Here is a 24,033-nt window from a genome sequence, read left to right as displayed (position 1 = left end):
CTTCGACCTCCTGAACGCGCGAGTGCCAAAGAGGGTTCCCCCTCAGTCGCCTTTCGATTTCATCCTCGCCTCTGCCGCGCCAAGAACGCGGACGATGAACAGGCTCAGCGCCGTCACGGACAGCGCCAGGATCCATTGACCCAGTCCTACCGCTAGCCCGACGGACGCGGCCAGCCACAGGCTCGCCCCCGTCGTGAGGCCGCGAATCTCGCCGCGCGCAAACACAATGAGTCCGGCTGCCAGGAACGCCACGCCGCCCGTCACCGCGTTGACAAGCCGAAGCGGATCCAGGCTCACGTCGGCTTCGTAGCCACGGGCGATCAGGTCCAGCGCGGTGATGCAGTAACAGGCGGCCGCAAGGCCCACCAGCATATGTGTCCTGAGCCCCGCGGGGCGGTCGCGCGTCTCGCGCTCGAATCCGATCAGTCCCGTCAGGATGACGCTGCCGATGATGCGGGGCAGCATGATCGACAAGGGGACGTGGGGCGTTCCCAGAAACTCGGCCATGGCCGCATCAAGAAAGCCTTGCATGGTTCTTGCACCTCTCAGCTTCGCGGCAAGGCCCCCCGTGCGGACAGCAGGTGAGCCTGTGGTCCGGGCTTCATGCCGCGTCGGCGGCGCGGGGCCTGCTTTTCGGCCCCTTCGGATTGCGGCAGCTCGATGCGACCCGCGTCAGCCGCGGGGTGTCGACAACCTCGCGCGCAGGTTGTTCTGCACGTGACGCACGCCGGCGACCGAGTCCGCACAATCCTCGGCGCAGCGCTTGGCGAATTTCGAGTCGACCTCGCCTTCCAGCGTCACTTCGCCCTCGGCGACCGATACCGCGACATCCGTCGCGTCAAGATCAGGATCCGCTGTCAGGTTTTCGTTCACATCCTCGCGGATCCGATCGTCCGATCGCACATATCCCCTTGGACCCTTGCCGGTGTGATCTTCCTGCTCCAGGTCGCCGCCCAAGGTCTTCCAACCCGATTGAAGCCGACCGCGTGGTCTGCGTTGACGGAAACCGCTGGAAGCGCCGGTTTCCTCATCGCTGTAGGGCGCGCCGTAGAACGGCCCCGCGAAGTCGCCAGCCATCCGATACAGGGGCTGATCGGCCTGCCGATTTCCGTGGGTTTCCGGCGCGCGGGGATGGGACGTGCTGCCCCAAACGCCGCGGGACTCCATCTGGTGCCGTATGGTCTGCTGGCGAAGGGCTTCCTGCCTCCAGCGGGCCGGGTCGCGGTCTTCGGGGCGGGTGCCGGCGCCCTCGCGCCCGCGTTTTCTGTCCTGGGCCATGGTCGCCCTCCCTTCTGCGATCCCGATCGGATTGCAGATCCAAAACGACTGGACAGCGCGCGAAGTTCCCCGAGCCGGGCCGTTTCCGTCGGGCGCCATTGCGGCTGCGGCGACCCTCGGCGGCCTATGCGGCCTCCGACCATCGGCTGTCTGGATCTCTGCCAGCGGCAGGGGTCATCGGTTGCGCACGCGCAGGTTGTTCTGCACGTGGCCGACGCCCCTGACGTGGTCCGCGCAGTCCTCGGCGCGGCGTTTCTCGGGCAGGGTGTCGACTTCGCCGTCAAGGGTCACTTCGCCGTCCAGCACCTTCACCGTGATCTCGGATGCATCGACGATCGGGTCGTCGGTCAGGCGATCATGCAGGTCATCATTGATCCTGCTGTCGGGGCGCTGATAGTTTCTGGGGCCCACGCCGGTATAATCCGCCTTGCGCCGGCGCGCGGCATCCGGGTCGCCGAACCACGTCGCGATTTCGTCCGATATCCGGTCGCGAAGGTCCCGCTCGCGCCAATTCCATTCCGGGACCGACGGGTCATGGTCATCCGAGTAGTATCCCTCCAGATGCGGAGGGTGCCAGCCCGGCGTGCCGGGCACCGGCGCGGTGGCGTAGGGTGAATATGGCCACGGCTCCCGCGACATGCGCATCTCGTCGATCGTGGGTTCGCGCTCAAAAGGCGGCTCCTTCCAGGAACCGCGCATCTCACGCTCCCGGTCGAAGGCGCGCTCATTGCGATGGCGGTGGCGGGAGGCTTCAATGTCGTAAAGAGGATCGGTTCGGTATCTTGTCATCGGATGCTCCCTTCCGGTTGCCGTCGTGGATGTGCTTTGCTGACATTGGACAAACCGCGCAGGTCACGGCTGGTTCCTTGCCCGCCTGCCGCCCCTGGCCCCGGCACAAGGTGAACCAGCGGGCCCTGCGCACCGGAACTCAAGGCTTTGCCTTTGCGTTGCACAAGTGGCGACGCTTCCGTCCCGAGTGTGCCCGCGCCGGGCGAAGCGGTCAGCGCACGAAAACCACTGAAAGGAAAACCGGATGGCTGCTGCGGCTGAGAAAGCGACAATGGAGGGCCTGTTCCTGCATTGGCTGAACTCCATCTATCATGCCGAGCACAGGCTTGCCGAAGCCTTGCCGCAGTTGGCCGAACGGGCGTCCGCCGGCCCTCTGGAGCAGGGGCTTCGAACGCAGTTGCAGGAAGTGAAGGGGCAGATCGAACGGCTCCAACGCATCTACGAAATGATTGGTGAAACGCCCTCGCAGGGCACCTGCGCGGCGATGGACGAAATCGTCGGCGAAATGCAGCGGGTCGTTCCCGACGAGGCGGAGGACGACCTGCGCGACGCGGCGCTGGTCGCTGTGATGAAGACCGCCAAATCCTACGAGATCGCGCGCTATTCCACGCTGCTTGCCTGGGCCAAGGAACTTGCCCGCGAAGACTGCGTTGACCTGCTTGAACAGACGCTGGACGAAGAGCAGATGGAGGCCGAGATGTTTACCAAGGCGTCAGAGGAGCGTCTTAACCGCAGGGCCTGATCGCCGCTTTCCCTAGCTTACCCTTTGCCCGACGCTTCGCGGATCCGCGCGATCTGTTTTGCGATCATGTGCAGTTCCTGCTCGAACGCAGCCTCGATCGCGAAGGCCCGATCGGGCACCGCGCCGGGATCCTCGGCATGATGCGCGGGCGTCGCATCGCGTCGGCTGAGCCGCTCCGTAAGTTCCTTCGATCCGTCGCCGGCATAGGCGACAAGCAGGGCAAGCACTTCGCGATGTGCGTCAAGTCGGGCTTCAAGTCTTTCGGCATCAACTTCGCTGATGGTCATGGCAATCCCCCAAGGTCACTGGCGTCGGAACGTCCAAGCCGCGGGCCTTGTTCCGCGTTGCGCCGCCACTGTTGAAACGATTTGGCCGTTTCCGCGTTGACCCCTCGCAAAGACAGGTTCGCTCAAGGACTGGATCGGCGATGAAGAAAGACCACAAGCCTGTCGTCCTCATCACGGGTGCGGCGGGGCGAATAGGCAGGCGGCTGACCCGGCGCCTGTCCGACGCCTACAGGGTCATCGGCCTTGACCTTCCAGGCTCTGCCAAGGGCAAGGACATGTTCGGTTGCGATCTTACCGAACCCGGCTCGTCGGATCAGGCGATTGCCGCCGTCGTCGATGACGTCGGACGCGACATCGCTTCGGTTATACACCTTGCCGCCTATTTCGATTTCAGCGGCGAAGAACGCCCCCAATACGATGCGGTGAATGTTCAGGGCACAAGCAATCTGCTGGCCGCGCTCAAGCAGGCCAATGTCGAGCAGTTCGTCTACTCTGGCACGATGCTGGTCCACGCTCCGGGCGCGCCGGGGGAACGGATCAATGAAGACACGCCCCTTGCGCCCGGCTGGGCCTATCCGAAATCCAAGGCACGAACCGAGGAGGTGATCCGCCAGAAGGCGAAGGGCATGAATACCGTCTTTCTTCACCTCGCGGGGCTTTACGACGACCGGACCGCGGTTCCGACCCTGTCGCACCAGATCGCACGCATCTACGAGCGCGACTTCAAGAGCCATGTTTTCTCGGGCGACCTGAAAGCCGGTCAGTCCTTGATCCACATCGACGACATGCTGGACCTTTTCCGAAGGGTCGTCGACCGGCGAGGTGACCTGGATGGCGGCGAAGTGATCCTTGGAGGAGAGCCGGATACGCTAGGCTACGGCGTGCTTCAGGACCGTATCGGCACGCTGATCCACGGCGAGGCGGGTTGGCGGACGGTGGTCCTGCCCGCGCCGGTCGCGAGGCTTGGCGCGGCGCTTGAGGCGCGGGCCGAGCCGATCGTGCCCGACGCGCTGGACCAGGGCGAAAAGCCTTTCATCCGGCCCTTCATGATCGACATGGCAAGCGATCACTACGCGCTGGACATATCGAAGGCCGAAAGGCTTCTGGACTGGGTGCCACGCCACCGGATCGAAAGCCACCTGCCGAAGCTGGTCAAGGCGTTGAAGTCCGATCCGCTTGCCTGGTATCGCGACAACGGCATCACGCCGCCGCCCTGGCTTGAGGCGGCCGATGCGCGCGTCGACGATGCCGAAGCGCTGAGGGCGCGCCACGAGGTCGAATACCGCAGGCTTCATCGTGACAATATCTGGGGCGCCTGGACCAATGCCGGGCTTGGCGTCTGGATGATGACCGCGGGGCCGCTTCTTGGCTATGGTGGGGGGCTGGCGGTCAGCAACCTGATATCGGGTCTGGCGCTATTTGTCCTTGGGCTTCTGTCGCTGTCCTGGCGGCTTGTCTGGGCTCGGTTCGCCACCGCAACCATCGCCTGCTGGATCATGTTCGCGCCGCTCGTGTTCTGGACGCCAAGCGGCGCCGGCTACCTGAACGGCACGCTGGTGGGGATGCTGGCCTGTGCCTTCGCCCTGTGCCTGCCGCCGCCGCCCGGCGTCGCGCCCGTTGCCGCACAAACCGGGCCCACGATCCCCAAAGGGTGGCATTATTCGCCATCCGACTGGTTCCAGAGACTGCCTGTGATCATGCTGGCCCTCGTGGGCCTTCTGGTGTCTCGCTATCTCGCGGCCTACCAGCTTGGCACCATCGATGCCGTGTGGGAGCCATTCTTTGCAGGCACGCTGCCCGACAGAAACGGTACCGAGCAGATCATCACCTCGGACGTGTCCAGAAGCTGGCCGGTGCCCGATGCCGGTCTTGGCGGCTTGACCTACGCCCTTGAGATCCTGGTCGGCGCAGTAGGGTCGGCCCGGCGCTGGCGGACCATGCCTTGGCTTGTCGTCCTGTTCGGACTGCTGATCGTGCCGCTTGGCGCGGTGTCGATCTTCTTCATCGTGATCCAGCCGATCGTCATCGGAACCTATTCGACCCTGGCGCTGTTGGCGGCGCTCGCGATGGTCTGGCAGATTCCCTACTCGCTCGACGAACTGGCCGCGACCTACCAGTTCCTTCGTCGCCGGCACAAGGTGGGCCAACCTTGGCTGCGCGTCTTCTTCTCCGGCGATACCGACGAAGGCGACGACGACGCGACCAAGGAGGACTTCGAGCGCTCGCCGCGCGCGATCCTTGCCGACATGCTGACGGGGGGGCTGACCTTCTCTTGGACCCTGCTCGTCTCAATGGCGATCGGCGTGATGCTGATGCTTTCGCCGATCGGTCTTGGCTGGGATGCGGGCGGGGTCGCCGCGACAAACCACATCGTCGGCGCCTTGGTCGTGACGGTTTCGGTTGCAGCGCTTGCCCCGGTCGTGCGGCTTGCCAGGTTCCTGAACATGCTCATGGGAATCGTGCTTCTGTTCGCGCCGCTTGTCGCCGGCGCATCGATGACGGGACTTGCCTTCTCGGTCCTTTGCGGCCTCGCGCTGATCGGGCTGAGCGTTCGGCGCGGGCCGGTCCACGGCAGCTTCGGGACGTGGGACAGGTTCATAAGGTAGAGGGTCAAAGGGGGCCAGGTTCCCCTTTGCGGGCCCATCGGTCGCTACCCCGGCGCGCCTGGCCTGCAAGGCGCCTGGATCGTGTTTCGTGCCGAAAAGATGTCGCGGAAAGGAGAACGCAATGTCCAAACTCAAATCGCCCCCAAATTCCCCCCCGGCGCTGCGCGCGCCCGAGGAAGGAGACCGGATCTCTCGCAACGAGCTTCTGGATGTGCTGGCCGACGAAGGCTATTCGGCCGAACGGCGCAAGGCTTGGCTAAAACAGGTGCTCACCCGTCTGACGAACGAGCAGAACGAAGATCCCGATCCGGACCGGGAACATCTTGTCACCGAGATCAAGCGGATCCTGCACCGTCAGATCTCAGACAAGACGGAAGCGGATGACACGCTTTGAGCCAAGCGTAACCAGATCAGGATTCGGGTAGATCAGGATTCGGGCAGATCAGGATTCGGGCAGATCAGGATTCGGGCAGATCAGGATTCGGGCGTCTCGTGCCGAACGAACTCGACGAACCCTTCCAGGAAGTCAGCGAGCTTCTCGCGCGTTGCCTCATCGGTCAGGTTGCTGTCCGCATCGCACAGCTTTTCGGCGCGCGAAACCATCAGGCGACCCTCGAACCACGGGCGCATCCGCAGGGTCCGCAGAACCGGCAACCAGTGCGCCTGCGAAAGGATCGTTCCGAAACCGCCCGACGAGGCGCCGATCATCGCGACGGGCTTGCCTCTGAAGATGTCCAAGCCGCCCGGCGGCCGGCTCATCCAGTCGATGGCATTCTTGAAGACGCCTGGCACGCCGTTGTTGTACTCCGGCGTCACGAGCAAGAGCCCGTCCGCGGCCTTCAAGGCCTCTTTCAACTGCGCGACGGTCGCTGGCACGCCGTCGCGTTCCTCGTCGTCGGCGTTGTAAAGCGGGACGCCCTTGATCGACCGCGCATCCAGCACCACGCCCGCGGGCGCCAGCGCGACCGCGGCGCGAAGTAGCCCGGCGTTGAAGGACAGTTCCCTGAGGCTGCCGGATATGCCCAGGATACGCGTCATTCGTTCTTCCATGCCCTTAACCTTGGATTGTGTCTGTTCCCTTTCTGAACGGATCAGGCGGGGCCGGAGTTCCCGCGCGCATCCAAACCGCCCCTTCCGGGGCAGGGGATTGGACGGCCCCTGCCTGTCTTTCCTTGCTTACTCGGCGACGCAATCGGCAAAGTGTTGCGGCTGTCCGTTTTCCCCGATTTCCTGCACCAGGCCGTGGATGTCGGTTTCGAACCCCGGGCATTCACGCGCGAATTCGCGGTTGAAGCGCAGGTAGTCGACGATCTTGGCGTTGAAGACCTCGCCCGGGATCAGCAGCGGAATGCCGGGCGGGTAGGGTGTGACCAGGCTGGTCGTGATCCGGCCTTCCAGATCGTCGATCGCCACCCTTTCGGTCTTGCGCCGCGCGATGTGGGAAAACGCTTCGGAAGGGGTCATCGCGGGCCGGTGGTCGCCCAGGTAGATCTCTGTCGACAACCGCGCGACGTCGTACTTCGCGTAAAGCGTGTGGACGTGCTGGCACAAATCCTTCAGCCCCATCTTTTCATAGCGCGGCTGCTTGGCGCAGAATTCGGGCATCACGCGCCACAAGGGCTGATTTCGGTCGTAGTCGTCCTTGAACTGCTGAAGCGCCGCAAGAAGCGTGTTCCACCGGCCCTTGGTGATGCCGATCGTGAACATGATGAAGAAGCTGTAGAGCCCGGTCTTTTCGACGACGACGCCGTGTTCCGTCAGGTATTTCGAGACGATCGAAGCCGGGATGCCCGTCTCGTCGAAGCGACCGTCGATGTCGAGCCCCGGCGTGACGATCGTGGCCTTGATCGGGTCCAGCATGTTGAACCCCGGCGCCATGTCGCCAAAGCCGTGCCAGCTGTCTTCGCCGTCGGCGAGTTGCACGCCATCCTCGTCGGTCCGGCGCAGCACCCAGTCCTTGTTGCGGCCGATGCCCTCATCTTCCAGTTCCTGCGGACCCCAGACCTGGAACCACCAGTCGTCGGGGCCGAACTCGTCGTCGACCTTGCGCATCGCGCGCCTGAAATCGAGCGCTTCGAGGATGCTTTCCTCGACCAGCGCCGTTCCGCCCGGCGGTTCCATCATCGCTGCCGCGACGTCGCAGCTGGCGATGATCGAATATTGCGGGCTGGTCGATGTGTGCATCAGGTAGGATTCATTGAACAGGTGCCGATCCAGCTTCGTGCCCTGCGAATCCTGCACCAGCACATGGCTGGCCTGGCTGATTCCGGCCAGCAGCTTGTGAACCGACTGGGTGGCGTAGGTGACCGAATGCTTCGTGCGGCCCCTCTTGCGGCCCATCGCGTGATAGGTCCCGTAGAAGGGATGGAACGCCGCGTGGGGCAGCCAGGCCTCGTCGAAGTGCAGGTTGTCGACATATCCGTCGAGCAGCCGCTTGATCTCTTCGGTGTTGTAAAGCACCCCGTCATAGGTCGACTGGGTCAGCGTCATGATGCGCGGCTTCACGCTGTCGGGATCGGTGTCTTGCAAAAGAGGATTGGCGCGGATCTTCGCGCGGATCGAGTCCGGCTCGAACTCCGAGCGCGGGATGGGGCCGATGATGCCCCAATGGTTCCGGGTGGGCCGCAGGAAGACAGGCACCGCACCTGTCATGATGATCGAATGCAGGATCGACTTGTGGCAGTTGCGGTCGACGATCACGACATCGCCCGGCGCGACGGTGTGGTGCCAGACCATCTTGTTCGAGGTCGAAGTGCCATTTGTGACGAAGAAGCAATGATCGGCGTTGAATATCCGCGCGGCGTTGCGCTCCGATGCGCCGATGGCGCCGTTGTGATCCAGGAGCTGCCCCAGTTCCTCGACCGCATTGCAGACGTCGGCCCGCAGCATGTTTTCGCCGTAGAACTGGTGATACATCTGCCCGATCGGGCTTTTCAGGAACGCCACGCCGCCGGAGTGGCCCGGGCAGTGCCACGAATACGACCCGTCCTCGGCATAATCCAGAAGCGCCTTGAAGAACGGCGGCTGGATGCTTTCGAGGTAGCCCTTCGCCTCGCGGATGATGTGCTTGGCGACGAATTCCGGCGTATCCTCGAACATGTGGATGAAGCCGTGCAGTTCGCGCAGGATGTCGTTTGGCAGGTGGCGCGAGGTCTTGGTTTCGCCGTACACATAGATCGGCACGTCCTCGTTCTTGCGACGCACCTCGGCGATGAAGTTGCGAAGGTTCACGATCACCGGGTCCACGTCCGGGCCCGGGCTGAACTCTTCGTCATCGATCGAAAGCACGAAGGCGGCGGCTCGGCTTTGCTGCTGCGCGAACTGCGACAGGTCGCCGTAGCTGGTCGCGCCCAGGACCTCGAAGCCTTCGCTTTCGATGACTTCCGCCAAGGCGCGGATGCTGAGCCCCGAGGTGTTCTCGGATCGAAAATCCTCGTCGATGATAACGATTGGGAAACGGAACTTCATAATCCTCTCCTCAGGGGCGCGGTCCGGGCATTGGACCCCTTCTTTCCGCCCCTGTCGGTGACGTCAAGACCCGCAAGCGCGCTGTGCCATCGCCCTGGGTCGGCTTCGGCAAGGTTACACCGAGCGGAACGGATCGGCCAGAAACGCGCTGCCGGCGTCGCCGGGGTAGGGTGCCCTTGCCCAGGGGCTGACCGATCAGAAACCGTTCGGGCAAGCGATCCCGGCGGCGCATTCGTCATGTCTGCGCCGTGACGCCGATACGGTATGGCCAGCCCTTTGGCAGGCTGCTTCAGCGCATGACGAACGGGTCGGGGATCGGGTCATCCGACGTGCGCAGCCACACCGTCTTGATGGTCGTGTAATCAAGCGCGGCGGCAAGCCCGCCCTCTCGGCCGTGCCCTGACAGCCCGTGTCCGCCGAACGGCGCGATGGGCGAGACGGCGCGGTAGGTGTTCACCCAGACGACGCCCGCGCGGATGCCGCGGATCATCCGATGCGCGCGGGTCAGGCTGCGCGTGAAGACGCCGGAGGCCAGGCCGAATTGCGTGTCGTTGGCCATCGACAGGGCTTCGGCCTCATCTTCGAACGACACGACCGACAGGACAGGCCCGAAGAACTCTTCCCGCAGGGCGGGGGCGTCGGGGGCATCGGAACAATCAAGGATCGTCGGCGGAAAGTAGAACCCCGGCCCGTCGGGAACCTTGCCGCCCGTGACCACCCTTGCGCCGGCGGCCACGGATCTTTCGATCAGCAGGGCGATCCGGTCGCGCTGGCGCATCGTGCAAAGCGGCCCGACCTCGGTTTCCATGCGTTCCGGCGCCCCGATCGCGATGGCCTCGGCCTTGGCCGTCAAGCGCGCAAGGAAGTCGTGCTTGATACCCGACTGCACCAGAAGCCGCGATCCGGCGACGCAGCTTTGCCCGGTGGCGGCGAAGATGCCCGAGACCTGCGCGTTCGCGGCGCTGTCAAGGTCGGCATCGTCAAAGACGATGAAGGGCGACTTGCCTCCAAGCTCGAGCGAGGTCCGGGCGAGGTTTTCGGCCGAGGCGCGCACGATGTGGCGCGCCGTTTCAGGCCCGCCGGTAAAGGCGATATGCGCGACTTTCGGATGGGTGCTCAGCGTGTGACCGGCCTCCGGCCCACCCGTCAGGATGTTGACCACGCCCGCGGGAAATCCCGCCTCGTGAACCAGTCGCGCGAATTCCAGCAGCGGCGCAGGGCCGTCCTCGGACGCTTTCAGCACGACCGTGCAGCCGGCCGCAAGTGCCGGGCCAAGCTTCACGGCTGACAGGAACAGCTGGCTGTTCCAGGGAACGATCGCCGCCACCACGCCGACGGGCTCGCGCCGAAGCCAGACCTCCATGTCGGGCTTGTCGATCGGCAGATGCGCGCCCTCGATCTTGTCGGCAAGCCCCGCATAATACTGGTAGTAGTCCGCCACATAGGCGATCTGGGCAGAGGTTTCGCGGATGATCTTGCCGGTATCGCGCGTTTCGAGCGCTGCGAGCCTGGGGGCTGCCGCACGGACCAGTTCCGCGAGGCGGAACAGCAGTTTGCCGCGCGCCATGGCGGTCATCCCCGCCCATTCGGCCGAACCGAACGCGCGATGGGCCGCCTCCACCGCACGGTTCACGTCGGCGGGCGAGGCAAGTGGCATCTGCGCCCAAGGGGCGCCGCTGGCCGGGTCGATACTGGCAAAGGTGCCTTCGCCGTCCTCGAACGCGCCGTCGATGTAGTGCTGGAAGCGGTCCATCTTTTCCCCCGTCAGGCGAAAGCAGGCATGACGTCGCGGATCAGCCTTTCGAGCGACGCCTTTTTTCGCTCGAAGCTCATGCCGCTGTCCAGCCACATGCTGAACTCGTCATAGCCAAGGGCCTCATAGGACCTTATCCGCTCGATCACTTCGGGGGCTTCGCCGATGATCTGGTTCCTGCGCATCGCGGCGGCGGAATAGAAGGGGTGTGCCGCGATCTCGTCTTCGGTCAGTTGCTGGATCAGGCCCTGCGATATGGGCCGATCGTTTTTGAACCACGCGCCGAAATAGCAGTAGAAGCGGTTGATCTCTTCGGCGGCCAGTTCCGCGTCGGCCTCGCTGTCGGCCACATAGGTGTGGCGCAGTACCATGATCTTGGGGCGCGGCACCTCGGGGTGGGCGGCGCAGGCCGCGTTGAAGCGCTCCATCAGGCTGACGACCTCTTCGTCGCCCAGGTGCAGCGGCGTGACCTGCACGTTGCAACCGTTGGCGACAGCAAACTCATGGCTGTTCGGATCGCGCGCGGCGACCCAGATCGGCGGGCCCGGCTGTTGCAGGGGCTTCGGCGACGATGTCGTTTTCGGGAACTGCCAGTACTGTCCGTCGTGGCTGTAGTCTCCCTGCCAAAGCGCCTTGACGGCCGGGATCAGCTCTCGCATCCGGCCGCCCGCGTTCCAGGCGTCCAGCCCCGGCATGATGCGCTCATACTCGAAACTGTAGGCGCCGCGGGCGATGCCCAGGTCGAGCCGCCCGTCCATGATGATGTCGGCCATCGCGGCCTCGCCCGCGAGGCGGATCGGATGCCAGAACGGTGCGATCACCGTTCCGGTGCCAAGGCGCACGTTCTTCGTTCTCCGCGCGAGGTCGACAAGGTTCAGCAGCGGGTTCGGCGCGATGGTGAAGTTCATCCCATGATGCTCGCCCGTCCAGATGGCGTGCATGCCGCCCTCGTCGGCGATGCGGCAAAGCTCGATCATCTCGTCGTAAAGCCGCTTCTCGTCATCTTCGGCCGAGACGCGCTCCATGTGAATGAAAAGCGAGAATTTCATTTGCTCTTTTCCTCTGCGATGCGTTGGATACGCCCTTGATCGTATGTGCCGAAATAGACGCCGTAGTTGCCAAGACGGGATTCGTCGGCCAGACGTTCCAGCATCACGCGCAGCGCCGGATCCGTCACGTCGGCCACGCCCGATCGCGACAGTTCCACAAAGGCGCCCTTTGCCGGTTTGGCCGCCTCGGCCGGGCAGCGCAGCGCGATGTGTTGCGTGCCCAGCTTGGCGTCCTCGTAGACGGCATAGATCGATCCGGCTTCGGCGTGGATGCCGATGCTTTCGATCAGCTTGGCCAGCGCGGCCTGCATGCCCTCGCGCCCCACGCGCGCCGTCGGCACGCACAGCCCGCCCCGGCCATCGTCGACCAGAAGGACCTGTCCTTCGGCCTCGAGGATCGCCGAGATGACGACGTCGGGACCCGCGGGCAGTTCGACAGCGGTGGCTGCGGGCGTGACATAGGCCCCGCGGGAATACCCCAGGCCGGGATGAGAGGTCGACTCGAACGCGCCGATGCGTCCGATCAGGATGGTGTGATCACCGGCGGGCACCGCCTGCTCAAGCGTGCAGTCGAACCAGGCGGAAACCTCGGCGATCAGCGGCGATCCCACGGGGCCGTGACGCCAGTAGACCGATGCGAAACGATCGTCGGACCGCTTGGCGAAGGTTGTGGAGATGTCCTTCTGCCACTCTGACAGGATGTTGACCGCAAACCCCTTCCCCTGCGCGAAACTGCCCAGGTTCGATGAACTGTTCGCGATTGAAACCAAAAGGAGCGGCGGATCCATGGAGACCGATGAAAACGAGTTCGCGGTGAAGCCAAGCGGCTTGCCGGAAGGGTCCAGGGTGGTCACGACCGTAACGCCCGTCATGAAGCAGCCGAACGCGTCGCGCAGCGCGCGAGGGTCCACAGAGAGCGTGTCGGGCGTCGTCATGGGGCAGTCTCCTCGGTGGATAGCCAGCGGCGCAGTTCGGCGGTGACGATATCAGGTGCGGTCAGGTTCAGCATGTGCCGATGCCCCGGCACGACGACGGCCCGCCCCAAGGGGGCAAGCGCGGCCATGGCCCTGGTCATCTCGGGTGTCGAATTGGCGTCTTCGTCCGCGGTCATCACCAGAAGCGGGCAGCGGATCAAACCCAGACGCGCCGCGTAGACCTCATCGCCCTCGGCGAAGGCGCGGTAGGCGGCAGCGTAGCCCGATCGCGAAACGTTACGCAGCCAGCCTGCAACCTTGTCGCGTATTTCGGACTGCTCCGGGCCGAACCATCGGGCCAGGGGGGCCTCTATGCCGCCATGGCCTGCGCCGATCTCTGACGCGCGCGCCAGAACCGCAGCCTTCGCTTCGGGGGCGCGGCGATAGACCCCGTTCAGAAGTGCTGCGCGCCGCACAAGGTCGGGCCGCTCTGCAGCCAGTCCCGCCGCGATCAACGCGCCCATCGAGTGCCCCGCGACCGACACCGGGCCAAGGTCAAGCGCATCGACCACACGCGCCGCCCAGTCAACATAGTCCGGCAGGAGCGGCGCGCCGGGAAGCGGGTCACTGCCGCCATGACCCGGCATGTCGACCGCCAGCACGCGGTAATCTGCGCTCAGCGCCGCCGTCTGAGGCTCCCAGGCCCCGGCACACATGCCGACGCCGTGGATCAGCAGGACGGGCTCGCCCGAACCCGCCTCGACCACGTTTGCGCACAGCCCGTCAGACAGCCGCAGGGTTCGAGACATCATGTCCAAGGTCCCTCAGATCCTGGTAGCGGTCGCCAATGCGGTGGTGCGGCCGCCCACCCGTCGAAGCCCCAAGCGCCACGATCAGCTCATCCGCCGCGGGCGCGTCGGGGACCGAGAAGTGCACCGTCTGGTAATGGGACCGCCGGCCTTCGTCGTGCTTGTCCATCAGGGGGATCATGACAGAGCAGTTCGCGGGGCCGCGGACACTGGTGAAGGCCAGGTAGGTCTTGGCGCCGACGGCCTGCCGGTAATGATTGCCGAACCGCAGGGTGTGGATCAGTGCGTTGGCGTGTTCCAGTTCTCCGTCCAGGCCCACGACGGCGGCCTTGCCGTAGCCCTCGACCGCGTCGGCGCCGCCGGCGGCCTCAAGCACCATGCCCGTCAGAAGCGCGCCCAGGTCCGGTGCGACGGCATGGATCTCGGGTTTCAGGTCCTCGACAAACCCTCGACCCGCCCAGGGGTTGCGAAGGACGGCAACTGCCGCGATCAGCTTCAGCGGTCGCGGCGCGGCACGCCCTCCCTCGATCAATGTCGTTTCCACAAGTGTGAGTGTCTTGCGAATCTCTGCGGGCATCAGTCGCTCCTTTTTTCACTTGTATGTTGGTATACCAGAATATAGTCTGTCAATATTCAGTTGCGTTCGCCGCCGCCAATCCATAGGATTCGCGCATGGAAAACGCCGATGACATGCGGATCGACTACCCTGCGACGACCCTGCGGTCGCTTGCCGTCGATCGGCTGCGCCAGGCCATAATCACCGGGCGCTTTTCCGGCGGAGAGCGGCTGGTGGAGCGCAGTCTTTGCGACCTTCTGGGGGTTTCACGCTCCATCGTGCGCGAGGCGATCCGGTATCTTGAGGCGGAAGGGCTGGTCGAAACGCAGCCAAGGTCGGGGCCTGTCGTCGCGCTGCTGGATTGGCAGGGCGCGCGCCAGATCTACGACATACGCCGGCTGCTTGAGGCCGACGCCGCCGCCGCCTGCGCGCGCGTCTGCGATCAGGACATAGCAAATCGGCTCAGGGCGGCGCTTGAGGAACTCAACCGTGCCTTCGCCCATGGCGGCCCGCTTGAGCTCTACACCGCGACGACGGCGTATTACGAGGTCATCTTCACTGCGGCGGGCCACACCATCGCGTGGGAGATCGTCCAGCGGCTGAACGGCCGGATTTCGCGACTGCGCGCGCTGACGCTTGCCAGCAGCAACCGGCGCGTGTCGGGCCCCGCACACATGGCCCGGATCTGCGATGCGATCTGCGCAGGCCAACCCGAGGCCGCGGCGGCGGCGGTCAGCGACCATTTGCGCGACGCGGCCGAGATCGCGCGGCAAAGCCTGGAGAGCCAAGAATGAGCGCCTACTGGATCGCCCATGTCACCGTGACGGACGCCGAGGCCTACAAAGGCTATCAGCAGCGTGCCGCAGCCGCGCTTGCGCAACACGGGGCAACCTTCCTTGCGCGCGGCGGAGAGGCCGAGGTGCTTGAAGGTCCCGACCTTCAGCGCCACGTCGTGATCCGGTTCGCGTCCTTGGCGGCCGCGAAAGCCTGCTATGCCTCGGAAGCCTATCAGGACGCGTGCCGGCACCGCGAAGGTGCGGCCATCGTTCACCTGACGATCGTCGAAGGGCTGCCCGAGCCCTGAGGCAGGGTGGGGCAGGGACCGCCCGCAGCGGTGCCGATCTGCGGGAGCCTCGGCTGGCCGGATCAAGCCTCGACCGCCAACCCGAACGCGTCGTTCAGGCCGCAAGCGCCAGTTCGTTTTCCACCCAGCCGACCAGCGCCGACGCGGTGCAGTCCAGCCTTTCGGCACATCCCGCGCTGAATTCCAGAAAGGCATCCAGATTGAGGCCGTTCACGCCGAGGATCACGGGAAGACCGGCCTCGAGGGCGTTTGCGATGGGTTCGCGGAAGCCGCGTCCCTCGGCTTCGTGCTTGCCGAACTTGTTCAGGATCAGCACGTCCGCCTCGCCGCCCTGAAGCCGTGCAGAAACTTGCGCGACGGCCTGTTCCAGCGCGCCGGGATCCAGTCGGCAGCCGCGCGCGTTCGCGCCAAGGTCTTGCGTGATGTTGATCGTCGGCCCGTCGGGCAGCAGCACAAGGTCCATGTCGCAGTGAAACCGCTGGGGCCGCAGGATGTTCGTCTGGACGACCCCGGCCGGGCGAAGCCCGCGCTTCATCAGTTCATTGGCCGCTTCGGCCAGGACCCTGTCGGTCACGCCGCGCTCAAGGGAAGTGACGTAGGCAAGTCGCATGTCTGTTCCTTTCAGCGCCTGTCGGCGCCGCTTATGGTGCAGTCGAGGCTTCGAAGGACCCCGTCCCGGATGCCGTAGATCAGGCCGTGGATCAGGGGATAGTCGCCCTTGCTCCAGGCCCGGCGCAGGATCGGCGTCTCGGCGACACGGGCGACGCTTTCAAGGACGTTGAACTCGGCAAGACGGTCGCGGCGCTGTTCGATGTCCGCGATCTCGGACAGTTCCCGCGCATGGCGCTTGGCAAGTCGGCGGATCGGTTCAAGCCAGTGATCTGCCAGGCCGTGCGGAAGGTCCTCTTCGGTCGCGGCGCGCACGCCTCCGCAACCGTAGTGCCCGCAGACGATGATCTGGCGAATTCCAAGCGCGTCCACCGCAAATTCAAGCACCGACAGCAGGTTCATGTCGGACGAGTGCACGACATTCGCCACGTTCCGGTGGACGAAGACCTCACCCGGGGCGAGGCCCGAGATGACGTTCGCGGGAACGCGGCTGTCGGAACAGCCGATCCAGAGGAACTCCGGCGCCTGTTGTTCGGCCAGGCCGTCGAAATAGTCCGGCGACGCCGCGCGGATCTGCGCCGACCAATCCCGGTTCCTGTCCAGCAGCGCCTGCAGAACCTGGCCCATCTCATGCAGCCTTCAGGTCGATGCCGCTGACAGCGGCCCGGGCCGCAAGCGCTGCGACGAATTCACGGGCGGCCGTGGCCCAGGCCGCCTTCGCCAGCATTTCGCGGATGCGCGGGGCCACCGTTTCGTAGGGCAGGATCGCCCCTTCGGCGCGGGCATCAAGGCGGATGATGTGATACCCATAGCGCGTCGCGATCGGGGTTGCGGCGATCTCGCCCTCCGCCAGGGCGTTCAGCGCGTCCTCGAACTCGGGCACGGTGTCTCCGGTGGCGATCTGGCCCAGGCGTCCGCCGGCATCGCGGGATGCGCAGGCGGACAGGTCGCGTGCCAGCGTGTCGAAGTTGCGGGGGGCGCGAGCAAGTTCTGCCAGCGCCGCTTCGGCCCTGGCGCGTGCCTGTGCCCGGCCCTCGGTATCGTCGGGCCGGCAGGGAAACAAGATGTGCGCAGCCTCGTAAAGCGTGGGCGCGCGCCAACGGGCCGGATCGGCATCGTAGGCGGCGCGTGCCTTGGCTTCGTCCGCGGCATTGGGCTTCACAGCCAAGTCCAGAAGCTGACGCACCAACGCTTCGTCTTCTGTCTCTGCCAGGCCGCCATCGGTGACCGGCAAAGGTGCAAGCCCGCGCCGACGAGCCTCTTGCAAGAGCAAGGCGCGGACCGCGAGCGCCCGTCCCGCCGCCCGCCAGGCAAGACCCGGCTTGCCCTTGGGCGCGGCGTGCATCTGTGCCTCGGCGGCGATGGCGGCGGCGGGGATGACCTCGCCGTTCACCGTGATGTCGGTCAGAAGCGGTCCCATCTCAGGCCCCGCGCTTCTTCGTACGGACGATCTGGTAGCCGGGCCGCCACAGGTAGCGGACCGGCGCCGAAAGCATGTGCACCAGCCGCGTGAACGGGAACAGCAGGAAGATGGTCAGACCAAGGAAGATGTGCAGCTTGAACAGGATGTTGGCATCCCGAACGTAGCTGGCCGCGTTGCCATCGAAGGTGAAGATCCCCGAAGCCCAAGCCATGAACTTGGTCATCTCGTGCCCGTCCAGGTGCTGGAGCGAGACGAAGATCGTCAACATGCCAAGCACGAGCTGGATCAAGAGAAGCGCCAGGATACCCGTGTCGGCAAAGCTGGACGTCGCCCTGACGCGCGGATCCTTCAACCGACGGTGCAGAAGCATCGTTCCCCCTGTCAGGGCCATGACCCCCGCGATGCCACCCGCGACGACCGCCAGAAGCTGCTTCGCGCCGTGGCTGATGCCAAGCGCGTCGAAGACCTGGATGGGCGTCAGGAGGCCAACCAGGTGGCCGAAGAAGATCACCAGCACGCCCACATGAAAAAGGACAGAGCCGATGACAAGCTGCCTGCGGCGCAGAAGCTGAGAGGACGACGACTTCCATGTGAACGGGTCGCGTTCATAGCGCGCGATCGATCCCAGAAGCAGCACCGACAAGGCGATGTATGGGTAAATACCGAAGATGAACTGGTGCATCGTTAGCCCTCCTTCACTGGGGCGCTCCGGCCGTGGCCGGGTTCCTTGGGACGTCCATCCGCGCGAGGATGTCGCGCGAGATCGGGCATCCCGCGTTGGGATCCGGGGCGAAGGTCACCTGCGCCTCCTCGTAGATCGCGTCCAGCGCCTCGAGGTCCTCGGGATCGTCGTCGGCCTCGGACAATAGCGCCTCGGCCTCGGGGCTGTCGGACCCGGCTCCGGCAAGACGCGCCAGCGTGTCCAGGACCGCCGCATAGGGCGTGTCGCGCCGTGTCAGCCGTTCGGCCACCGCCGCGATGATGTGCCCGGCGTCGGCGAGAAGGCCCCGCGCCTCGGCGAGGGGCCGGGTCGAGAGGTATTCCAGCAAGACCGGCAGGTGATCCGGAAGCTCCGGCCCCGTCAGGTCGAAGCCGCCCGCCCGGTAGGTTTCCAGCAGGTCGACCATCGCGCCGCCGCGATCCCGGCTTTCGCCGTGGATATGCTCGAACAGGTTGAGCGAGAGCGTCCGCGAGCGGTCGAACAGGAGCACGTAGCGCTCCTGCAGATCATAGATGTCGGCGGATTCCAGGTCCGTCAGCAGCGGCTCCAGCGCGGTGCGCTGGCCGCGGCTCAGCAGGCCCTCGGCGTTCAGAACCTCGCGGATCGCGGGGATCGCAGACTTGAGGTCCTTCGAAGGGTAGGACAGCAGCGCCGACAGCGCCTTGAAGGTCTTCATTTCCAGCCCTCCGTGGGTGTGACGAACTTGCGGCTGCCGAAAAGCTTGCCGCCGGTCGATCCTGTCGAGCAGCCGTTGCCATCGGTGAAGCCGCAGCCGCCGCGCAGGTCGTAGGCGTCCTCGACCACCTCGCGGTGCGTCGTCGGGATGACGAAACGGTCCTCGTAGTTGGCGATGGCCATGATCCGGTACATCTCGTCGATCTGGTGGGGCGTGAGGCCGACACGGTTGGCGACGCCCAGGTTGACGACCCCGTCCACGGTCTTGGACCGCATGTACGAACGCATCGCCAGCATCCGTTCCAGCGCGGATATGATCGGCGCCTCGTCCCCTGCCGTCAGCATGTTGGCAAGGTAACGCACCGGAATGCGGAGCGATTTCACGTCCGGCATGTCGTCCTGGCTCGCGATCTGGCCCGCGGCGGCGGCGTTCTGGATCGGTGACAGTGGCGGGATGTACCACACCATCGGCAGCGTCCGGTATTCCGGGTGCAGCGGGAAGGCGATCTTCCAGTCCATCGCCATCTTCCAGATCGGCGACTTCCGGGCGCTTTCGATCCAGTCCTCGGGCACACCCTCGGAACGGGCGGCCTCGATCACCTTGGGATCGTTCGGGTCCAGGAACACGCCAAGCTGGGCGTCATACAGCTCCTTCTCGTCCGCGACTGACGCCGCATCCGCGATCTTGTCGGCGTCGTACAGCATCACGCCGATATAACGGATCCGGCCCACGCAGGTTTCCGAACAGACCGTCGGCATGCCGGATTCCAGGCGTGGATAGCACAGCGTGCACTTCTCGGACTTACCCGTCGACCAGTTGTAGTAGATCTTCTTGTAGGGACAGCCCGAGACGCACATCCGCCAGCCCCGGCATTTTTCCTGGTCGATCAGCACGACGCCGTCCTCTTCGCGCTTGTAGATCGCGCCCGAGGGGCAGGATGCGGCGCAGGCCGGGTTCAGGCAGTGTTCGCAAAGCCGCGGCAGGTACATCATGAACGTATTTTCATACTGCCCGTAGATGTCCTTCTGGATGCCCTCGAAGTTGTAGTCCTTGGACCGCTTTGCGAATTCTCCACCCAGGATCTCTTCCCAGTTGGGGCCCCATTCGATCTTCTCCATCCGCTCGCCCGAGACCTTGGAGCGCGGGCGCGCGGTCGGGAAGGCTTCCATCTCGGGTGCCGACTTCAGGTGGTCGTAGTCGAAGTCGAACGGTTCGTAGAAATCGTCGATCTCGGGTAGGTCGGGGTTGGCGAAGATGTTCGCCAGGATCCGCCACTTGCCGCCCTGCTTCGGGCGAAGGCCGCCCGATGCCGTGCGTTCCCAGCCGCCGTTCCAGCGCTTCTGGTTTTCCCAGTCTTTCGGGTAGCCGATGCCGGGCTTGGTCTCGACGTTGTTGAACCAGGCGTATTCGACGCCGTCGCGGCTGGTCCAGACGTTCTTGCAGGTGACCGAACAGGTGTGACACCCGATGCATTTGTCCAGGTTCAGCACCATGCCGATTTGTGCACGGACTTTCATTCCGCTGCCTCCGTTCTTGCTGCCGGCCGGTCGAGCCAGTCGACCTTCTCCATCTTGCGCACGACCACGAGTTCATCGCGGTTGGCGCCGACCGTGCCGTAGTAGTTGAAGCCGTAGGACTGCTGGGCGTAGCCGCCGATCATGTGCGTGGGTTTGACGACCGCGCGGGTGACGGAGTTGTGGATGCCCCCCCGCTTGCCGGTGATCTGCGATCCCGGCGTGTTCACGATCTTTTCCTGTGCGTGGTACATGAAGAGCGTTCCGTCCTTCATCCGCTGGCTGACGACCGCGCGCGCGGTCAGAACGCCGTTGGAGTTGAAGACCTCGACCCAGTCGTTGTCGACGATCCCCGCCGTGGCGGCGTCGTTTTCGGAGATCCAGACGACCGGCCCGCCCCTGTTCAGCGTGAGCATCAGCAGGTTGTCGGAATAGGTCGAGTGGATGCCCCATTTCTGGTGCGGGGTGATGAAGTTCAGCACGACGTGCTTTTCGCTGGCGCCAAGGGCGCTGGTCGCTGCCGCCGTGATGGTCTTGAGGTCGACCGGCGGGCGCCATGTCACGAAGAACTCGCCAAAGGCCTGCATCCATTCGTGGTCCTGGTAAAGCTGCTGGCGGCCCGAGACGGTGCGCCACGGGATCAGTTCATGGACGTTGGTCCAGCCGGCGTTGTAGCAGACCTCCTCGCTTTCGATGCCGGACCAGGTGGGCGACGAGATGATCTTGCGCGGCTGCGCGGCGATGTCACGGAAGCGGATCTTTTCGTCTTCCTTGACCTCGGCCAGGTGCGCGTGTTCGCGGCCCGTCGCCTTGGACAGCGCCTCCCAGGCCTTGACGGCGACCTCGCCGTTGGTTTCCGGCGCCAGCATCAGGATGACCTCGGCCGCGTCGATCGCGGTTTCGATCTTGGCCATGCCCTGCGTCGGACCCTCGTGGTGCGTGCCGTTCAGGTCCTTGAGGTGATGCACCTCCTCCTTGGTGTCCCAGGAGATGCCCTTGCCGCCATTGCCCACCTTCTCCATGAGCGGGCCGAGAGAGGTGAAGCGCGCGTAGAGGTTCGGGTAATCCCGTTCGACCGCGATGTAGTTCGGCGCGGTCTTGCCGGGGACCAGGTCGCATTCGCCCTTTTTCCAGTCCTTGACGGTCGACTGGGCGATTTCCATCGGGCTGTCGTGCTGCAGCGGCAGCTGCACCACATCGGTCTCGACGCCCAGGATTTCGGGCGCGACTTCGGAGAACTTCCTGGCGATCGCCTTGAAGATCTCCCAGTCGGTCTTCGACTCGTAGGCCGGATCGACCGCCGCCTGAAGCGGGTGGATGAACGGGTGCATGTCCGAGGTGTTGAGGTCGTCCTTCTCGTACCAGCTCGCCGTTGGCAGGACGATGTCGGAATAGACCGCCGTCGTGGACATCCGGAAGTCGAGCGTTACCAGAAGGTCGAGCTTGCCCTCGGGCGCCTTGTCGTGCCAGCGCGCCTCGACGGGCTTGGTCCGGCCTTCCTCTCCCAGGTCCTTGCCAAGCACGCCGTGGTCGGTGCCCAGAAGGTGCTTGAGGAAGTATTCGTGCCCCTTGCCCGACGATCCGAGCAGGTTCGAGCGCCAGACGAACAGGTTGCGCGGCCAGTTTTCCGGTGCGTCCGGGTCCTCGGCCGACATTTCCAGCGTCCCGGCCTTCAGTTGCTCGGCCACGTATTCCGGGATCGGCTTGCCCGCGTCCTTCGCGGCGCGGCCCACCTCAAGCGGGTTGGTGCGGAGTTGCGGTGCCGAGGGCAGCCAGCCCATACGCTCGGCCCGGATGTTGTAGTCGATCAGGCTCAGGTCCTTCCAGTCGCCATCCGGCGCGGTGGGCGACAGGATCTCGGACGAGGTCACGGTTTCGTACCGCCACTGGTCGGTATGGGCGTACCAGGCGCTGGTCGAGTTCATGTGCCGGGGTGGGCGCGCCCAATCCAGCGCGAAGGCCAAGGCCGTCCAGCCGGTCTGCGGGCGCAGCTTTTCCTGGCCCACATAATGCGCCCAGCCGCCGCCCGACTGCCCCACGCAGCCGCACATGACCAGCATGTTGATGGCGGCGCGGTAGTTCATGTCCATGTGGTACCAGTGGTTCATCGCCGCGCCGATGATGATCATCGACTTGCCGTTGGTCTTTTCGGCGTTCGACGCGAATTCCCGCGCGACCTGGATTATGCGGTCGCGCTTGACGCCCGTGATCCGTTCCGCCCATGCGGGCGTGAAGGGCACATCGGCGTCGTAGTCGTTGGTGACATGGTCGCCGTCCAGCCCGCGATCGAGGCTGTAGTTCGCGCAAAGCAGGTCGAAGACGGTGGCGACGTAGTGGTCCTGTCCGTCAGCCAGCCTGATCTTCTTCACCGGGACGTTGCGGGTCAGCACGTCGCCCCGCGCATCGTTCGCCCAGCCGTTGGTCGCCTGGCCGCCGAAGTAGGGGAAGTCGACGCCGATCACGTCGTCGCGGTCGGTGTCCAGGACAAGGCTCATCTTGAGCGTCACGTCCTTGCCACCGGCTGTTTCCTCAAGGTTCCAGCTGCCCTGTTCGCCCCAGCGGAAGCCGATTGACCCGTTCGGGACGACGATCTTGCCCGTCTTTTCGTCAAGGGCAACGGTCTTCCAGTCCGGGTTGTTCGACTGTCCGAGCGCACCGTCGAAATCGGCGGCACGAAGCTGCCTGCCCGGAACGAAGCTGTCGCCCTTCGGCTCCAGCTTCACCAGCATGGGCATGTCGGTGTACTTGCGGCAGTAGTCCTCGAAATAGGCTGCCTGCCGGTCCAGGTGGTATTCGCGCAGGATGACATGGCCCATCGCCATGCCGAGCGCCGCGTCGGTTCCCTGCTTGGCGTTCAGCCAGATGTCCGAGAACTTGGCGGCCTCGGAATAGTCGGGGCTGACGACTGCGGACTTGGTGCCGCGGTAGCGCGCCTCGGTATAGAAGTGGGCGTCCGGCGTCCGCGTCTGCGGCACGTTCGAACCCCACAGGATCAGGAAGCCGGCGTTGTACCAGTCGGCCGATTCCGGCACGTCCGTCTGTTCGCCCCAGGTCATGGGCGAGGCCGGCGGCAGGTCGCAGTACCAGTCGTAGAATGACATGCAGGTGCCGCCCAGCAGGCTCAGGTAGCGCGACCCGGCGGCATAACTGACCATCGACATCGCCGGGATCGGCGAAAAGCCGAAGACGCGGTCGGGGCCGTAGGTCTTGGCCGTATAGGCATTGGCGGCGGCCACGATCTCGGTCACCTCGTCCCAGCCGGCGCGGACGAAGCCGCCCTTGCCGCGGGTGCGCGTGTAGTCGGCGCGCTTGGCCGGGTCGGCCTGGATCGCCTTCCAGGCCTCGACCGGGGACAGTGTCTTGCGCAGGTCACGCCACATCCGCATGAGCCTGCCGCGCACCAGCGGCGTCTTTACCCGGTTGGCCGAGTAAAGATACCAGCTGTAGGACGCGCCGCGGGCGCAGCCGCGCGGTTCGTGGTTGGGCAGATCGGGCCGCGTGCGCGGATAGTCCGTCTGCTGGGTTTCCCAGGTCACGATCCCGGACTTGACGTAGATCTTCCAGGAACAGGACCCGGTGCAGTTCACACCATGGGTGGAGCGGACGATCTTGTCGTGCCGCCAGCGGTTCCGGTAAGTGTCCTCCCAGTCTCGGTTTTCAATCGTGGTCTGTCCGTGCCCGTCCGCAAAGGTATCCTTGCGGACGGATTTCAGGAAGTTCAGCCGGTCGAGTAGATGGCTCATCTTTCTCTCCTT

The 24,033-nt window shown here is 64.8% G+C and carries 23 protein-coding genes; 5 read left to right on the top strand and 18 right to left on the bottom strand.

Translation table 11 applies throughout. The features are described 5' to 3' along the window. Positions 1-42 precede the first annotated feature (42 nt). The 3 genes from OEW28_RS10700 to OEW28_RS10690 all read right to left on the bottom strand — a co-directional run bounded on the left by OEW28_RS10700 (position 43) and on the right by OEW28_RS10690 (position 2,067). Positions 43-531 (bottom strand): MgtC/SapB family protein, encoded by a 489-nt coding sequence (locus tag OEW28_RS10700; protein WP_263734749.1) that lies wholly within the window; start codon positions 529-531, stop codon positions 43-45. A 141-nt stretch (positions 532-672) separates the two neighbouring features. Then, positions 673-1,278: a BON domain-containing protein gene (locus OEW28_RS10695; RefSeq protein ID WP_263734748.1), complete on the bottom strand. Its 606-nt coding sequence runs from the start codon at positions 1,276-1,278 to the stop codon at positions 673-675. A gap of 174 nt (positions 1,279-1,452) precedes the next feature. After that, positions 1,453-2,067, bottom strand: a complete 615-nt coding sequence (locus tag OEW28_RS10690) for a BON domain-containing protein (protein WP_263734747.1) — start codon at positions 2,065-2,067, stop codon at positions 1,453-1,455. Between the two features lie 244 nt (positions 2,068-2,311). Between OEW28_RS10690 and OEW28_RS10685 the strand changes: the two genes are divergently transcribed. Beyond that, positions 2,312-2,809, top strand: coding sequence for a YciE/YciF ferroxidase family protein (locus tag OEW28_RS10685; protein WP_263734746.1), 498 nt, complete (start codon positions 2,312-2,314; stop codon positions 2,807-2,809). A 17-nt stretch (positions 2,810-2,826) separates the two neighbouring features. Here OEW28_RS10685 and OEW28_RS10680 read toward each other — a convergent pair whose 3' ends face one another. Beyond that, positions 2,827-3,096, bottom strand: a complete 270-nt coding sequence (locus tag OEW28_RS10680; RefSeq protein ID WP_263734745.1) for a hypothetical protein — start codon at positions 3,094-3,096, stop codon at positions 2,827-2,829. Between the two features lie 140 nt (positions 3,097-3,236). Between OEW28_RS10680 and OEW28_RS10675 the strand changes: the two genes are divergently transcribed. Next, positions 3,237-5,702, top strand: a complete 2,466-nt coding sequence (locus OEW28_RS10675) for an NAD-dependent epimerase/dehydratase family protein (RefSeq protein ID WP_263734744.1) — start codon at positions 3,237-3,239, stop codon at positions 5,700-5,702. A gap of 121 nt (positions 5,703-5,823) precedes the next feature. Continuing rightward, positions 5,824-6,096: a hypothetical protein gene (locus tag OEW28_RS10670; RefSeq protein WP_263734743.1), complete on the top strand. Its 273-nt coding sequence runs from the start codon at positions 5,824-5,826 to the stop codon at positions 6,094-6,096. An 80-nt stretch (positions 6,097-6,176) separates the two neighbouring features. Here the strand turns inward: OEW28_RS10670 and OEW28_RS10665 are convergent, their stop codons facing one another. The 7 genes from OEW28_RS10665 to OEW28_RS10635 form a co-directional block, all read right to left on the bottom strand. After that, a complete protein-coding gene (locus OEW28_RS10665) occupies positions 6,177-6,740 on the bottom strand; it encodes an NADPH-dependent FMN reductase (protein ID WP_263734742.1) in 564 nt (187 codons plus the stop codon). Between the two features lie 138 nt (positions 6,741-6,878). Beyond that, positions 6,879-9,170 carry an arginine/lysine/ornithine decarboxylase gene (locus OEW28_RS10660; protein WP_263734741.1) on the bottom strand — a complete coding sequence of 764 codons (2,292 nt, stop codon included), beginning with the start codon at positions 9,168-9,170 and terminating at the stop codon, positions 6,879-6,881. A gap of 289 nt (positions 9,171-9,459) precedes the next feature. Further along, complete coding sequence (locus tag OEW28_RS10655; RefSeq protein ID WP_263734740.1) at positions 9,460-10,923, bottom strand: aldehyde dehydrogenase; 1,464 nt, start codon at positions 10,921-10,923, stop codon at positions 9,460-9,462. Positions 10,924-10,934: 11 nt separating this feature from the next. After that, positions 10,935-11,972: an LLM class flavin-dependent oxidoreductase gene (locus tag OEW28_RS10650; protein WP_263734739.1), complete on the bottom strand. Its 1,038-nt coding sequence runs from the start codon at positions 11,970-11,972 to the stop codon at positions 10,935-10,937. Next, positions 11,969-12,907 (bottom strand): flavin reductase family protein, encoded by a 939-nt coding sequence (locus OEW28_RS10645; RefSeq protein ID WP_263734738.1) that lies wholly within the window; start codon positions 12,905-12,907, stop codon positions 11,969-11,971. Before OEW28_RS10645 ends, OEW28_RS10650 begins: the two co-directional genes overlap by 4 nt. Beyond that, complete coding sequence (locus OEW28_RS10640) at positions 12,904-13,695, bottom strand: alpha/beta fold hydrolase (protein ID WP_318527528.1); 792 nt, start codon at positions 13,693-13,695, stop codon at positions 12,904-12,906. Before OEW28_RS10640 ends, OEW28_RS10645 begins: the two co-directional genes overlap by 4 nt. Next, positions 13,670-14,272 (bottom strand): amino acid synthesis family protein, encoded by a 603-nt coding sequence (locus tag OEW28_RS10635; protein WP_263734736.1) that lies wholly within the window; start codon positions 14,270-14,272, stop codon positions 13,670-13,672. The genes OEW28_RS10640 and OEW28_RS10635 overlap by 26 nt, the downstream gene beginning before the upstream one ends. A gap of 95 nt (positions 14,273-14,367) precedes the next feature. Here OEW28_RS10635 and OEW28_RS10630 point away from each other — a divergent pair, with 95 nt between their 5' ends. After that, positions 14,368-15,045 (top strand): GntR family transcriptional regulator, encoded by a 678-nt coding sequence (locus tag OEW28_RS10630; RefSeq protein WP_263734735.1) that lies wholly within the window; start codon positions 14,368-14,370, stop codon positions 15,043-15,045. Further along, positions 15,042-15,335 (top strand): DUF1330 domain-containing protein, encoded by a 294-nt coding sequence (locus tag OEW28_RS10625; RefSeq protein ID WP_263734734.1) that lies wholly within the window; start codon positions 15,042-15,044, stop codon positions 15,333-15,335. Before OEW28_RS10630 ends, OEW28_RS10625 begins: the two co-directional genes overlap by 4 nt. A 94-nt stretch (positions 15,336-15,429) precedes the next feature. Here OEW28_RS10625 and OEW28_RS10620 read toward each other — a convergent pair whose 3' ends face one another. Genes OEW28_RS10620 through OEW28_RS10590 form a run of 7 tightly spaced genes read right to left on the bottom strand, consistent with a single transcriptional unit; the run spans position 15,430 to position 24,021 of the window. Then, a complete protein-coding gene (locus OEW28_RS10620) occupies positions 15,430-15,945 on the bottom strand; it encodes a DUF2478 domain-containing protein (RefSeq protein ID WP_263734733.1) in 516 nt (171 codons plus the stop codon). Between the two features lie 11 nt (positions 15,946-15,956). Beyond that, on the bottom strand, positions 15,957-16,571 hold the full coding sequence (locus OEW28_RS10615; RefSeq protein WP_263734732.1) for a carbonic anhydrase: 615 nt from the start codon (positions 16,569-16,571) through the stop codon (positions 15,957-15,959). A 1-nt stretch (position 16,572) separates the two neighbouring features. Next, complete coding sequence (locus OEW28_RS10610; protein ID WP_263734731.1) at positions 16,573-17,364, bottom strand: peptidylprolyl isomerase; 792 nt, start codon at positions 17,362-17,364, stop codon at positions 16,573-16,575. 1 nt (position 17,365) lies between these two features. Further along, positions 17,366-18,049, bottom strand: a complete 684-nt coding sequence (narI, locus tag OEW28_RS10605) for a respiratory nitrate reductase subunit gamma (protein ID WP_263734730.1) — start codon at positions 18,047-18,049, stop codon at positions 17,366-17,368. A gap of 13 nt (positions 18,050-18,062) precedes the next feature. Then, a complete protein-coding gene (gene narJ, locus OEW28_RS10600; RefSeq protein ID WP_263734729.1) occupies positions 18,063-18,764 on the bottom strand; it encodes a nitrate reductase molybdenum cofactor assembly chaperone in 702 nt (233 codons plus the stop codon). After that, positions 18,761-20,281 carry a nitrate reductase subunit beta gene (gene narH, locus OEW28_RS10595; RefSeq protein WP_263734728.1) on the bottom strand — a complete coding sequence of 507 codons (1,521 nt, stop codon included), beginning with the start codon at positions 20,279-20,281 and terminating at the stop codon, positions 18,761-18,763. Before narH ends, narJ begins: the two co-directional genes overlap by 4 nt. Further along, positions 20,278-24,021: a nitrate reductase subunit alpha gene (locus tag OEW28_RS10590; RefSeq protein WP_263734727.1), complete on the bottom strand. Its 3,744-nt coding sequence runs from the start codon at positions 24,019-24,021 to the stop codon at positions 20,278-20,280. Before OEW28_RS10590 ends, narH begins: the two co-directional genes overlap by 4 nt. Between the last annotated feature and the right edge of the window lie 12 nt (positions 24,022-24,033).

Source organism: Albidovulum marisflavi, assembly GCF_025751435.1.
GTDB classification, from domain to species: Bacteria; Pseudomonadota; Alphaproteobacteria; order Rhodobacterales; family Rhodobacteraceae; genus Albidovulum; species Albidovulum marisflavi.
The sequence above is the reverse complement of the archived record's forward strand: the minus strand, read 5'-3'. Positions and strand labels throughout refer to the sequence as shown.

Bases quoted from the DNA above. Each gene is read 5' to 3' on its own strand.
- OEW28_RS10700 (WP_263734749.1), bottom strand. From the start codon at position 531: ATGCAAGGCTTTCTTGATGCGGCCATGGCCGAGTTTCTGGGAACGCCC.
- OEW28_RS10695 (WP_263734748.1), bottom strand. From the start codon at position 1,278: ATGGCCCAGGACAGAAAACGCGGGCGCGAGGGCGCCGGCACCCGCCCC.
- OEW28_RS10690 (WP_263734747.1), bottom strand. From the start codon at position 2,067: ATGACAAGATACCGAACCGATCCTCTTTACGACATTGAAGCCTCCCGC.
- OEW28_RS10685 (WP_263734746.1), top strand. From the start codon at position 2,312: ATGGCTGCTGCGGCTGAGAAAGCGACAATGGAGGGCCTGTTCCTGCAT.
- OEW28_RS10680 (WP_263734745.1), bottom strand. From the start codon at position 3,096: ATGACCATCAGCGAAGTTGATGCCGAAAGACTTGAAGCCCGACTTGAC.
- OEW28_RS10675 (WP_263734744.1), top strand. From the start codon at position 3,237: ATGAAGAAAGACCACAAGCCTGTCGTCCTCATCACGGGTGCGGCGGGG.
- OEW28_RS10670 (WP_263734743.1), top strand. From the start codon at position 5,824: ATGTCCAAACTCAAATCGCCCCCAAATTCCCCCCCGGCGCTGCGCGCG.
- OEW28_RS10665 (WP_263734742.1), bottom strand. From the start codon at position 6,740: ATGACGCGTATCCTGGGCATATCCGGCAGCCTCAGGGAACTGTCCTTC.
- OEW28_RS10660 (WP_263734741.1), bottom strand. From the start codon at position 9,170: ATGAAGTTCCGTTTCCCAATCGTTATCATCGACGAGGATTTTCGATCC.
- OEW28_RS10655 (WP_263734740.1), bottom strand. From the start codon at position 10,923: ATGGACCGCTTCCAGCACTACATCGACGGCGCGTTCGAGGACGGCGAA.
- OEW28_RS10650 (WP_263734739.1), bottom strand. From the start codon at position 11,972: ATGAAATTCTCGCTTTTCATTCACATGGAGCGCGTCTCGGCCGAAGAT.
- OEW28_RS10645 (WP_263734738.1), bottom strand. From the start codon at position 12,907: ATGACGACGCCCGACACGCTCTCTGTGGACCCTCGCGCGCTGCGCGAC.
- OEW28_RS10640 (WP_318527528.1), bottom strand. From the start codon at position 13,695: ATGTCTCGAACCCTGCGGCTGTCTGACGGGCTGTGCGCAAACGTGGTC.
- OEW28_RS10635 (WP_263734736.1), bottom strand. From the start codon at position 14,272: ATGCCCGCAGAGATTCGCAAGACACTCACACTTGTGGAAACGACATTG.
- OEW28_RS10630 (WP_263734735.1), top strand. From the start codon at position 14,368: ATGGAAAACGCCGATGACATGCGGATCGACTACCCTGCGACGACCCTG.
- OEW28_RS10625 (WP_263734734.1), top strand. From the start codon at position 15,042: ATGAGCGCCTACTGGATCGCCCATGTCACCGTGACGGACGCCGAGGCC.
- OEW28_RS10620 (WP_263734733.1), bottom strand. From the start codon at position 15,945: ATGCGACTTGCCTACGTCACTTCCCTTGAGCGCGGCGTGACCGACAGG.
- OEW28_RS10615 (WP_263734732.1), bottom strand. From the start codon at position 16,571: ATGGGCCAGGTTCTGCAGGCGCTGCTGGACAGGAACCGGGATTGGTCG.
- OEW28_RS10610 (WP_263734731.1), bottom strand. From the start codon at position 17,364: ATGGGACCGCTTCTGACCGACATCACGGTGAACGGCGAGGTCATCCCC.
- narI (WP_263734730.1), bottom strand. From the start codon at position 18,049: ATGCACCAGTTCATCTTCGGTATTTACCCATACATCGCCTTGTCGGTG.
- narJ (WP_263734729.1), bottom strand. From the start codon at position 18,764: ATGAAGACCTTCAAGGCGCTGTCGGCGCTGCTGTCCTACCCTTCGAAG.
- narH (WP_263734728.1), bottom strand. From the start codon at position 20,281: ATGAAAGTCCGTGCACAAATCGGCATGGTGCTGAACCTGGACAAATGC.
- OEW28_RS10590 (WP_263734727.1), bottom strand. From the start codon at position 24,021: ATGAGCCATCTACTCGACCGGCTGAACTTCCTGAAATCCGTCCGCAAG.